The organism is Salinimicrobium oceani (genome assembly GCF_012037645.1).
Genome location: NZ_JAAVJR010000363.1, coordinates 1 through 531 on the forward strand (window position 1 = coordinate 1; position 531 = coordinate 531).

At 42.2% G+C, this 531-nt stretch carries 1 protein-coding gene; it reads right to left on the minus strand.

Annotated features, from left to right (window positions below):
- A partial coding sequence (locus HC175_RS17190; RefSeq protein WP_168139544.1) for a M16 family metallopeptidase occupies window positions 1-531 on the minus strand: 531 nt, incomplete at both ends.

A 531-nucleotide genomic window follows, 5' to 3' on the forward strand; every position in this document is an offset into this window, starting at 1 on the left:
ATGAGACAAAATATGAGTGGTGCCATAAATAAGCTTTTTAAACTCCTTTGCAGCTATATTATTGGGAGAGGCTTTTTGCTGCTGAATGCGGCTTATCACCTGTTTTTTTGTAAGCTCAAATTCTTCAGCGTCCCATCGCGGCTCTAATAGGATCTCTTCTACAAGAGCCATGGTTTCTTCATAATTTTTAGAAAGTGTGCTGCCGCTAATGATGATCTTTTCATCTGTTGCATTCACCCGAATTGATGCTCCCAATAGCTCAATAGCTTCCTCCAGCTCCTGCGGAGTTTTGTTCTTAGTTCCTTTGGTCATTAAGTTTGCAAGCAGGTTTGAAACTCCAATTTTTGAAGCATCTTCCAATAGTAAGCCGCCTTTGATCTCCAGCATGAACTGCACCAGCGGCACTTCAGAATTAGTGATCCAGTAAATCTCTAGTCCGTTAGAAAGATCTTCTTCCCAGATATCGGGAACTTTTACCTGTGGGCTGTCACAGTAAGGAGGTTCTACAGTGCGATCAAAACTGGAAGGAGT